Annotated in this window: 4 protein-coding genes; all 4 read right to left on the bottom strand. The window is 64.9% G+C overall.

All coding sequences use genetic code 11. The features are described 5' to 3' along the window. Window positions 1–95: 95 nt before the first annotated feature. From KHO53_RS24875 to KHO53_RS24860, 4 genes are read right to left on the bottom strand one after another with little or no spacing between them, the layout of a single operon-like run. Window positions 96–1,442, bottom strand: coding sequence for a hypothetical protein (locus KHO53_RS24875; protein WP_159388752.1), 1,347 nt, complete (start codon window positions 1,440–1,442; stop codon window positions 96–98). Beyond that, the gene (locus KHO53_RS24870; RefSeq protein WP_213571156.1) at window positions 1,439–7,735 is read right to left on the bottom strand and encodes an AAA domain-containing protein; all 6,297 of its coding nucleotides are present in this window, start codon (window positions 7,733–7,735) and stop codon (window positions 1,439–1,441) included. Before KHO53_RS24870 ends, KHO53_RS24875 begins: the two co-directional genes overlap by 4 nt. Window positions 7,736–7,749: 14 nt before the next feature. Next, on the bottom strand, window positions 7,750–8,385 hold the full coding sequence (locus tag KHO53_RS24865) for a 4Fe-4S single cluster domain-containing protein (protein WP_159388750.1): 636 nt from the start codon (window positions 8,383–8,385) through the stop codon (window positions 7,750–7,752). Window positions 8,386–8,387: 2 nt separating this feature from the next. Further along, the gene (locus KHO53_RS24860) at window positions 8,388–10,220 is read right to left on the bottom strand and encodes an AAA family ATPase (protein WP_159388749.1); all 1,833 of its coding nucleotides are present in this window, start codon (window positions 10,218–10,220) and stop codon (window positions 8,388–8,390) included. Window positions 10,221–10,606 lie beyond the last annotated feature (386 nt).

Here is a 10,606-nt window from a genome sequence, read left to right as displayed (position 1 = left end):
CAGTTAATGGCGGACTATCAGTGGCTCTGTGCAGATCGACTTCCCCCGCCTCCAGGCGGCGTTGCCCGTTCGCTTACGGCATAGACGCCGCCAAATTACTTCGTCCATAGCTGTGCGGCAGCAGCCATGTCTTCGTCTTCAGCGGCAAGCACTTCTTTAAGTGGCGTCTCTCCCACTCCCATCGCTCGCTCGATCAGCAGTTCGCTTCCATTACCCTGAAGCATCGCCTGCAGACGCCCGAACTCGTTGCACCAGATCGTCTCGATATCCTTGTCGCGCTGCGTGTCGCGATCACGGCTCAATGCCACCGCACGCACCTGCATGCGGCCGTTCTCGGCCTTGCCTCCCAGCTCCACACCATAGCCTGGCGTGGCCGACTTGCGCAGCACTATCTTGCCCGAGTCGGCCCAGGCGGTGATCATGCCTTCGCGCACTTCGTAGCCGAGTTCGGCCAGCCCCTGGAGCATGGCTTCGCGACGGGCGAGGGCGGCTTGCGCTTGCACATGGGCGGCAAGAATTGCTTCGCAGCGGCTCGTCAGCTCGCTCACCATGGCTTGCGAGGTGCTGGTCGTGCACTGGCTGACATGCTCGAGCAATGCCTCGTTCCCTGCGTCCAGGTGGGTTCGCACTTCGTTTGCCAGGTCATGGAGCTTGGTGAGCGAATCGCGACTTAGCTGGAAGTCGCGGCTATTGTCGGCCAGCTCGATCACCAGGCTGTCGAGCAGCAAGTTGCGCTGTTGCGCCTGGGGCTGCGCTTCGGCCCGGGCCAAGGCTTGTACGAAGGGCGCCGCACAGGCTGCGCCTTGCAACAGGTACAGCTCGGCGATATGCCGGTCGATCTGCTGCAGGCGTGGGTCGCGGGTCGCTTGTGCTCGCTCGGCCAGCCATGTGTTGCGGTCGGGCGCGGGTGCGTCGTCCTTGAGCCGCTGAGCCAGCGCGCGTTGCTGCTCATCAAGGGTTTGCGCTTCGTTGCTGCTGCTCAATTGGGCGAAGCCTTGGGCAAGCAGCTGCTCGGCATTGTCCAGTTGAGCGCCATCGACTAGTTGTGTCAGGGCTTGCACTACCTGCGGGGCGGTGTCGGGGCGGCTGCCCAGGGCCTTGAGCAGAAGCGCTGCATTTTCCTGCATGCGGCGTTGATGCTGACGTTGCTCGGTCGCTTGCAGAACAGCGCGTTCCTCGCGGGCCAGCTGGTCGCGCCGCAGGTGCTCGATCTCGATGGGGATGACCTTCTGCAACTCTCGGAGCTGGTCCTCAGTGAGCAAGGCGCGCAACCGCGCTTGCCGTGCCCGCGTGGCCGCGCGCTCTTGCTCGTTCAGTTGGCCAAGCTTTTCGGCCTGGGCTTCCCAACGGGACACAGCCTGATCAAGGCGGCGCAGATGGCCTTCGCAAATGGCGATGATTTCTTCACGGGTGACGATGCGCACCACCTTCGGGCCACTCATTGGCAGGTCTCCTTGTCGTTGGATGCGGCCGCTGGCTGCCCGGCTTGCATGGCGCCCTCGATGGCCGCGCGTAGGCGGGCTCGCTCATTGTCGCCGTCGTGGTACCAGGCCTGGGACGAGACGCGGTGGATCTGCGGGATCGCCCGGCGCAGCACCGAGGGCCGCCAGACTTCCCGGGCCCGGGCGCGCTCGAGCAGGGCGTGGCTGGGCGCGTCGCATTCGATGCCGATGGCATAGGTGCCGGTCTCCGGGCTTGCGATGGCGAAGTCCAGGCCAAACGCGTCGCCTTCGCTGGCCGGGGCGGCATTCCAGCCCAAGGATGTGATGAACGCGCCAACGATCCTGGCGAAACCGTCGCGGCCCTGGTCGTGCCCATGCACCTGCGTGCTGCGGTCGGTTTGCAGGCGGCCAAGCAGCTTGCCGCTGTAGTCGAATTCGCCGGCACACAGCGCTCGTGCGTATTCCAGGTAGCCTTGCAGGTAGTCGCGTGGGCTGGCGGGGGCGCGTTGGGTGTTGAGCATGTCCGAAATGTCGGCGATGGGCATCGAGGTGATCATCACCACCTTGCGCCGAGCACGGGTCACCGCCACGTTCAGGCGGCGTTCGCCACCGGTCTGGCCGAGCACCCCGAAGTGGCGGCGGAAGGTGCCCTGGCTGTTGCGGCCGAAGGTGGAGGAAAACACGATCACGTCGCGCTCGTCACCCTGCACGTTCTCGACGTTCTTGACGAACACCGACATGTCTTCACCGTCCTCGCTGCGTTCGCGCTCCTGGGAGTACGCGGCGCGGAAAGCTTCGTTTTCAGTGGCGTGGGCTTCCAGGTGCTCCTCGATCAGCTCGGCCTGCTTGCGGTTGAAGGTCACCACGCCCACCGACGGGCGCTGCGCGTAAGGGAGCTGCCAGAGCGCCTCCAGGTACTGCACGACACGCTCGGCTTCGGTAGCGTTGCTCTGGTTCTGGTACAGGCCCTCGACCTGGATCAGTTCCAGCGGCTTGAGCTGACGAATGCTCGCTTGGGGGTGGCGCACCGGCACGTTCAGGCGGTTGCCGTAGAACGAGGCATTGGAGAAACCGATCAGTTCGCGGTAGGCCGAACGGTAGTGGATCTGCAGGGTGGTGCTGGGCAGGGCGTTGCGCGCCAGTTGCAGCAGGTCCGGGCAGTCCTTGATCTCGCGGCGGTTCCAGGTGTCCTCGAAGGCCTCGCGTTGTTCTTCGTCGGCGTCCTCGTCCGGCTCATCGCCATCGAACAGTTCGGCCTCGTCACTTTCGACCCGGCTGGAGAAGAACGCCGTCGGCGGCATCTGCTTCTCGTCGCCGCTGACCACGGTGACCCGGCCGCGGAACAGGGTCGGCAGGGCAAACTCCACCGGCATCTGTGATGCCTCGTCGTAGATTACCGTGTCGAACAGGCCGTTCTTCAGTGGCAGCACCCGGCTGGCCACGTCCGGGTTCATCAGCCATACCGGGCGCAATGACATCAGCCCCAGCGGAGCACCCAGTTCGAGGAATTCACGCAGCCGGCGCGAGCGCTTGCCGGTCAGCCGGGTCACATCCTCCCACTGCTTGCGGCTGCCCAGGCGCGTCGGGTCGATGCCTGTGGCCAGCAGTTGGCGATTGAGCTCACGCATCCGTGTATCGGCTTGAGCCAGGCTGGCAACCTTGGCCTGGGCCTCATCCTGGCTGAACAGCAGCTCCGGGTTGGCCTGTTCGATGCGGTGCTTCCAGCCCAGCCGCGCTTCGCGGTTGAGCAGGCGGCGCACGGCGGCGTCGAGATGCTCTGAGGGCAAAGCGTCGAGTTGCGCCTGGCGCTGGCGCAGCAGGGCCAGCAGGTCCAGGTCAGCCTCGGTGAGCTGCCCGGTGCGGGCCCGGAAGCTCTGGTAGGCCGCCAGGTGGGGCAAGGCGTCGTGCAGGCGGCTGAGCGCCAGTTCGTTGCTCAGGTTGTGTTCCACGGCATGCCGCAGCTGTTGAGCCAGTTCGTTGCCGAGCCAGTCGTCGAGCAGCTTGAGCTGGTCAAGGCTGGACTGGCGCACGCCTTGGCGCAGCAGCGAGGCGTCCAGATCTCCGAGCAACGCCTCCAGGTGTTGTTTGTCGCCGGTAAGCACGGCGTCGTCTGCCTGGCGTGCGCGGGGCGACTGTGCCAGTGCCTGCGCCAAAGCCTGGATCTCGACGAGCTGGCGGATATCAGCCTTGACCAAGGCAGCCAGCTCCAGGCCTGCCTGCGGGGCGACGCTATCCAGGGCCAGGGCCTGGTGAAGTGCAGCAAGTTCGGCGCGCAGGGGGCGCCACTGCTGTTCCAGGTTGATGGCCGCGCGCAGCCCTGGCAGGGCTTCATCCATACGGCCGTCACCCCGAGTTTCGAGGAAGCCGTGCAGACGCTTGCGCCTGAGCAGGTGCAACGGGTTCATGCGCGTCAGCCAGGAGCGAGCGGCCATGACCTTGGCGCAATCGCTTTCCAGGCTACGCAGCGGCTTGCTGTCGACCAGGCTCAAGGCGGGCGACAGCGCTGGCAGGTAATCGCCTTCGGGCAGTTGGTCGAACTGCTGTTGCAGTTGCCGCAGCTCGTTCAGTATCGATTCGCCACGCGGCAGCTGCTCGCCGTCCTTGCTGCGGAACAGTGGCAGCCAGCGGGCCAGGCGCAGCCGCTGTTCCTGGCTCAGATCGAGCAAGGCCGCCACATGGGTGGCCATCCATGCCCGGTACGGCGCAGGGTCTTCGATCTCGAAGCTGGCCGGGTGTGCTTGCAGGGTCGCTTGGCGCTGTAGCTCAGCCTGGCTGAAGGCCTGCAGGCTGTCGGTAAAGGCCAGCAGGGTAGAACGGTCCGTGGCGAACGGCTGCAACTGCGCCAGGGGGCTGCCTTCGTAGCGGGCAGGCAGCCACAGGCGTATCAGCGGCGCGCAGTTTTCTTCCAGGCGGGTCAGGCTGGCAACGTCAAGCACGGCCAGGCGCTGGCGCAACGCCGGGAACTCGAGTGGTGCCGGCCCGCCTTCGAGGGCGATCAGCTCGCCCAGCAGGCGCCGGTAGCTCAAACCGGTGGCCGGGTCCGGGCGGTGCAGGCTCTGGTGGAAACGGTCCAGCTCGCCTTCGAGTGTCTCGATACGCGCCGCCACTTGTTCGCGCTGGCGGAGCAGGCCCTGGCCTTCATCGCCACCGATGAACAGGGTTTCCAGCTGTTCGCGAATACTGCGGATGATCGGTTCGCGGTCGCGGTTGACGTCGTTGAGCATGACGATACGTTGGCCCAGCCCTTCGGCCACCAGGCGCTTGTACACCACCTCCAGCGCCGCGTGCTTCTGGCAGACGATGAGCAGGCTGCGTTGGCGGCCGATGGCATCGGCGACCATGTTGACGATGGTTTGGCTCTTTCCTGTGCCCGGTGGCCCCTCGACCAGCAGGCCCGGGCCTTGGCGCGCTTGCAGCACGGCCGCCTCCTGGGAGGGGTCGCTGGCGACGGTAAAATAGCGGTGCAGTTCAGCCGGCGGGGCCACGGCCTCGGCTTCCTCGTCGGCCCTGAGCCGCAGTGCGGTCTCGAGCCCGCTGCCGGCAGGCGAGAGCGACTTCAGCTGGCGCAGGTCCTCGCCGATGGCCTGGCCCATGAAGGTGACGTGGAACAACACGCCGGCACATGCTAGTTCGTCCTGGTAAGGCACGACTTCCACGCTGCTGGCCGGCAGTCCGACGATGCTGCGCGAGCGCGCAGTGGCAAGCATGCCGAACGCATCCATCACATCGCTGGCGCGGATCGAGGAGCGGCCAAGCAACTCGTCGGCCGTCTTGCGCCAGCGCTTGCAGGCTTCGGCCCCGAGTACGCTTTCCAGCGCGGGGTTCAGTCGCACCTCTTCGCGTTCGCTGTCGAAGGCCAGGGCCGCAAGGCCGCGGCTGCCCACTTCCAGCAGCAGCTTCACCGGCCACAACAACAACGGAATGATGCGTGTGCGAGTGGTGCCGCGTGGGTCGCGACTGAGCAGGAATGGGAAGCCCAGGTACAGCCCGTCGATGCCGGTGTCGCGTTTGTACAATGCGCTCTGCCGGTGCAGCGCGTGCAGGCGCGAGGCAATCTGCGGCATGGCCTGGAAGCACTCCGGGTCCAGGTTCACGGCCCGTTCGTTGCGCAGCAGCAGGTGGTCGAGCAGGGCGGCGGCCGGGTGGCGCTCGCTGTGCAGTTCGTTGAGATCGACCCGGGCGGTGGTCTTGCCGATGCTCATGCGTACCAACGGGCCGCGCATCACTGCGGTTACCACCTTCTTCTCGAAGAACTCGAGGATCTGTGACACATACTGCTGCTTTTGCGGCTCAAGCCACTGGCTTGCCGGAATGGCCAGCAGCACCAAGGCCTGGGCCAGAGGCATGCGCCGTTCCAGGCGGAACTGCTCGGCCCATGCATCCACTGCGGCGACGCCGCTGCGGGCGAACCCGCGTATGCGCTCATCGACGCTGTGGTAAAGGTCCTGGCGCGGGTGCTGAAGCAGCGCTGTGGCAGCTTCGCTGTCGAACCAGCCGACCTCGACGCTGCTGGCCAGCTCAGCCGCTTCCTGGATGATCGCATCCACCGAACGGAATTGGCCGATCGAAGCGCTGAGCAGCACGATCAGGTCTTCTTCGGCGATGATCCGTCGCTCCGCCAACGCCAGCAGGCCGGGGTGCTCGGTATCCGGCAGCAGGCGTTGGCGCGCCTGCCATTCGCTGGTCAGCTTTGCCCGCGAGGTCGAAAGCAGGTATACCCGCAAGGTCTCCTCGACCAGTTCGATCTGCTGGTGCAGGGCGCGCTGGCGAACCTGCTCGGCGCGCAGTTTGAGGCGAGAAAGCCAGTTGTCGGTCTGCAGTTGCTCCAGCAGGTCGGGCACCGAGCCACTGATCAGTCGGTAGCCTTCCAGCGGATGCTCCAGCAACCAGCCCGGGGTGACGATATCACCACGGTGGATCAGCGGGATTTCCGGGTTGAGCAGTTTCAGCGCGAGCATCAAACGGAAATCGTCCTCCAGCCCGTCATGCTGCACCACTTGGCGAAGGCCGGCGAGCAATGAGGGGGGAAGGCCGAGCTGTTCGGCCCAGGTGACGATGACGCCGCGCAGCAGGTGGTCGAGTGCCTGCTGCCAGTGCTCGGCGTGCGCGGCGGCAAGGGCGAATACCGCCGGCTTGTGGTAGCGCGCCTCGCCCAGTTGCAAGGTGGCACCTTCGCCGTCGTCACGTTCGGCGAAGGCTGAAGCCGGCGCCTGCACCGGGCGACCGTCGAGCCAGGCCTCGACCTCGGGCCATTGCCAGCGCTGGTGCCGGTCGCGTGCCAGCAGGCCGCGCAACAGCAGGTTCAGCTGTGGGTCGAGGTCGTCGGGAATCGGGACACCGTTGGCCAGTACATGGATGAGGAAGGCATTGGCATGAATGCCCTCGAAGCAGGCCCCCCCGGTCAGTTGTTCGATCAGGATCATGCCCAGGCTCCACCAGTCCGAGGCGGCCGCCACACCGCCGGCGATGGCTTCAGGGGCCATGTAGCGGCTGGTCTCCAGGGGCGAGACGATGTCAAGGTCGAACTCCGACAGGCGCGCCGAGCCGAAGCCGCTGATCACCAGGTCCAGTGGCTCATGGGCACGTACCAGCAGGCTGGCCGGGCGCAGGTCACGGTGGCGCAACCCGGCCTCGTTGAACGCGTGCAGTGCCTGGCCCAGCTCGCGCAGCACATGGCGCACGCTGTGGGCTTCACGGATCACGCCGCCGAGGTCGTCCAGGCTGCCGCCGGTCAGTTCCTCGACCACTTCGAATGCACGGCCATCCCAGCGGCCGGTGGCGATGATTTCGGGCACATGCTCGCGGGGCAGGCGGCGGATCACGTCATATACCGCAGGGTCCGGCTCTGCGCCTGGTCGATAAAGGGTGAGCACCGCTTGGCGAGCGGTTTCCTGGTGCACTGCAAGATAGCGCTCGCGGACGCCGTCGGTATTGCTGATCTGGCGGATTAGCGACCAGCCTTCGATCAATGTTTCGTTGGCTGCGGGCGCATTGTCGACTGGGGCAACCGGCACACCGTTGGTTGCAGACTGGGCGGGCGAGGCATCGCACTGCAGGCACATCAGGTCGCCGGGGTCCATGGCATGGCCGTTTTCACAGACGATGCCGGGCGCCGGAGATGTGTTCGTCGGGGGGAGATTGTCCACAGTATGGATGATCTGCGGGCGCCAGCCGTCAGCGTGGATCGGCTCGCCGGCCAGGTCCCAGTTGCACGGGTGCTGGTCGACGGTGCCCTCGCAGAACATTTCCTGTACCGGGCGTGCGGTGTTGCAGTTTGGGCAATAGCGAATCATTGGGCGAATTCCGGTCAGTGGCGGTGCGCGCTGGTGCGAACCTGGTGGCCTTGCACGTTCAAAAGGTCGCGCAGACGCAGTACGTCGTCACGCCGAGGGATCCCCGCCATCCACACGCTGCCGTTCTCGTCGAACATGAGGTCGAGGGCCTGGTCGGCGGGTTGCAGGGGACGCTGGTAGCTGGCCAGGCGTTCATGGCCGAGCGGGGTCAGCAGGTTCAGGCGCTGATTATCGCTGCCACGCAGCGCCAGGGATTGTTCGCTGCGCTCGTCGAAGGGGTCGCTGATCAACGCATCGATCAGGCCTTCGGCTTGTTGTAGTTGGGGTTGCAGGTGCTCCAGCGAGTAGCCGCTGTACACCAGAATGTCCAGAGGGCTCGACTGGCGCAGCCCTTGGAGCAGGGTGAGCAGGGCTGGGAACTGGTCGAAGGGTTCGCCGCCGGAGAGGGTGATGCCTTCAGCCTCGACCAACCAGGGCGTCAGTTGTTCCAGCAGCTGTGCGATGCCCACGCGGCGCTTGCCTGGCCCCCAGGTGTCGGCGGAAATACAACCAGGGCAGCGGATGCTGCAGCCCTGAAACCAGATGCCCAGGCGACGACCTGGGCCGAGGGTGGTGACCGGGAAGTGCACGCGGGAAAGGCTCAGCTCCATGGTCAGCGACGTTCCAGGGTCAATCCGCCGAGACCCAGTCGGCTGATGGCGAAATGCTCGCCAGGTTGAGCGTCCTGGTCGAACAAGGCCCGCGCCAGCGGGTTGAGCAGATGCGCCTCGAGCTGGTTGCGGATGCCACGGCCGCCGTTGGACAGGTCGCGCAGGCACAGGGCGTGCAACGCTTGGCGCGCCTCAGGAGCGATGGCCACGTGCAGTTCCTGCTGTTGCAGGTCCTTGAAGGTGCCATCGACCATCTGTTCGAAGATCTGCAGGCCGACCTCTTCACGAATGAAGTCGAAAACGATGACGTTTTCGCCGATACGGTTGAGGATCTCCGGGCGATTGAGCACCAGCTTGAAATGCCGGTCGATCTCGCTGTGGACTTTCTCCCGGACCTGCTCGTAGGGCTCACCCGGCAGTACGTTGGCAACGCGCTCGCCGTTATCGCCCAGGCGGTAGATTCCCAGGTTGGAGGTGAACACGATCAGCGCTTCGGAAAAGTACACCCGGTCACCGCGACCGGAGGTCAGCACGCCGTCGTCAAGAATTTGCAGGAACTTGTCGAGGATGCGCGGGTGGGCTTTTTCGATTTCGTCGAATAGCACCACGCTGAAGGGTTTCTCGCGAATCGCATTGGTCAGTTCGCCACCGACGTCGTAGCCGACATAGCCGGGTGGTGCACCAATCAGGCGTTGGTCGGCATGCTCGGCGCTGAATTCCGACATGTCGAAACGGATATACGCGCTTTCGTCGCCGAACAGCAGGCTGGTCATGGTCTTGGCCAACTCGGTCTTGCCCACCCCGGTGGGGCCGGCCAGGAAGGCCACGCCACGCGGGCGGTTGCCCTTGCGGCTGGCGCCGACGCCGGTCATCGCCCGCTTGACGATGTCAAGCATGTGGGTCACAGCGTGGTCCTGGCCTTTCACCCGCTGGTGCACCAGCTCGTCGCCCCGGCGGATGCGCTGGCGGTCAATGCGCAGCCAGGGGTCCTCGGTGACACCCACTTTATATCGGCGAACGGCATCGGCGATCTGCACCATGGCCACACCCTCGACCCGCGCGAGTTGCGCGATGGCGCTGAGGTCGAGCAGCAGCAGGCCCTCGGTGTTCTGCACGAAGGCGTCCGCGGCCTGGGCGATGGCGTCCTGACTTGCCTCCTGGCTACCGGCGAGCCCCTTGAGCAGGGCCGGGGCCAAGGCGCGGCGGGCCAGTTGGTCGGGCCTGGAGACCGGAATGTGGCGGATTCGTGGATTGTCGACCAGCAGCCAGTCCGGTAGGTCGCCTTCTTTTTCCACCAGCCACAGCAGCGTATTGAAGAATGGCTTGCGCGTTTGTGGCTGCGGCCGGCTGCGCGCCTGGTGGGCATGCACCAGGGCCTGAGTGAACAGCTGGTGCTCGGCCGCGCTCAAGGAATCGCTACGTACCGCCAGGCGCGAGGCGAAGTCGATGATCAGGGCGACCGGCGTATCGGTGCGGGCCAGCAGCCGCTGCACGGTGGCTGCCAGCAGGTCGATACCCGCAGACGCGGCACCGTTCACCGGGGTCAGGCCGAGTTCCTGGAGTAGGGTTTGGCCCGGTGCCGGGTCGCTGCTGGGCTTGCCAAGCACACGAAAACCAGCCACCGGGTCCCAAGCCAGCACGTGGCCATAGCCGGTGTCGAGCAGGGCTTCGCACAGGGTCTGGTTGAAGCTCTGGGCCGTGACCGTGCCAGGGGCGACCTCGCAGGCCTGGAGGTCGCGGATGTTGCCCGACAGGACGAATTGGCTTTTCAGTGGCAGGAAGCGGACGAGGTCACGCATCCAACGCGGGGTTTGAAACGGTGTAATCCCTGACATGATCAACTCGTCTAGGTTGTATCCTTGGCAGGGTATTGTTCCTTGCGCGTATTTTCCAGTATTGCTGTCTGAAAGTTCAGCGCGTTGGATGGCAGCATTTCAGGTATGCCTCGATACCTCCTGCATACCTCGTAAATAAGCGGCATGCGAGGTCCGTTTTGGGTTGTGGATTCAACCGGTGGATGCAACACATTGGCTGAACCTGTCCGCCGGTTGAATCCACAGTCGATAGCGGGCATTCGCGAGATCGACAGATTTCGACGCGAGCTATCTCTCATTGAAGAGGGTGAGTCAAAGGCTCATGACCTAGAAAGATTCTCAGGTGTGTCAAAAATGTCAGGGTCGGCGAAAAACATTTTGACTGCGCTCTAGAACGGCAGTTTCAG

Origin of the sequence: Pseudomonas sp. RC2C2, from assembly GCF_018390435.1 — a bacterium.
GTDB lineage: Bacteria > Pseudomonadota > Gammaproteobacteria > Pseudomonadales > Pseudomonadaceae > Aquipseudomonas > Aquipseudomonas donghuensis.
Note: the sequence above shows the minus strand (reverse complement) of the source record. Positions and strands in the feature narration are given on the sequence as shown.

What these genes read in the sequence shown, in the direction of transcription:
- KHO53_RS24870 (WP_213571156.1), bottom strand. Translation starts at nt 7,735, where the DNA reads ATGATTCGCTATTGCCCAAACTGCAACACCGCACGCCCGGTACAGGAA.
- KHO53_RS24865 (WP_159388750.1), bottom strand. Translation starts at nt 8,385, where the DNA reads ATGGAGCTGAGCCTTTCCCGCGTGCACTTCCCGGTCACCACCCTCGGC.
- KHO53_RS24875 (WP_159388752.1), bottom strand. Translation starts at nt 1,442, where the DNA reads ATGAGTGGCCCGAAGGTGGTGCGCATCGTCACCCGTGAAGAAATCATC.
- KHO53_RS24860 (WP_159388749.1), bottom strand. Translation starts at nt 10,220, where the DNA reads ATGTCAGGGATTACACCGTTTCAAACCCCGCGTTGGATGCGTGACCTC.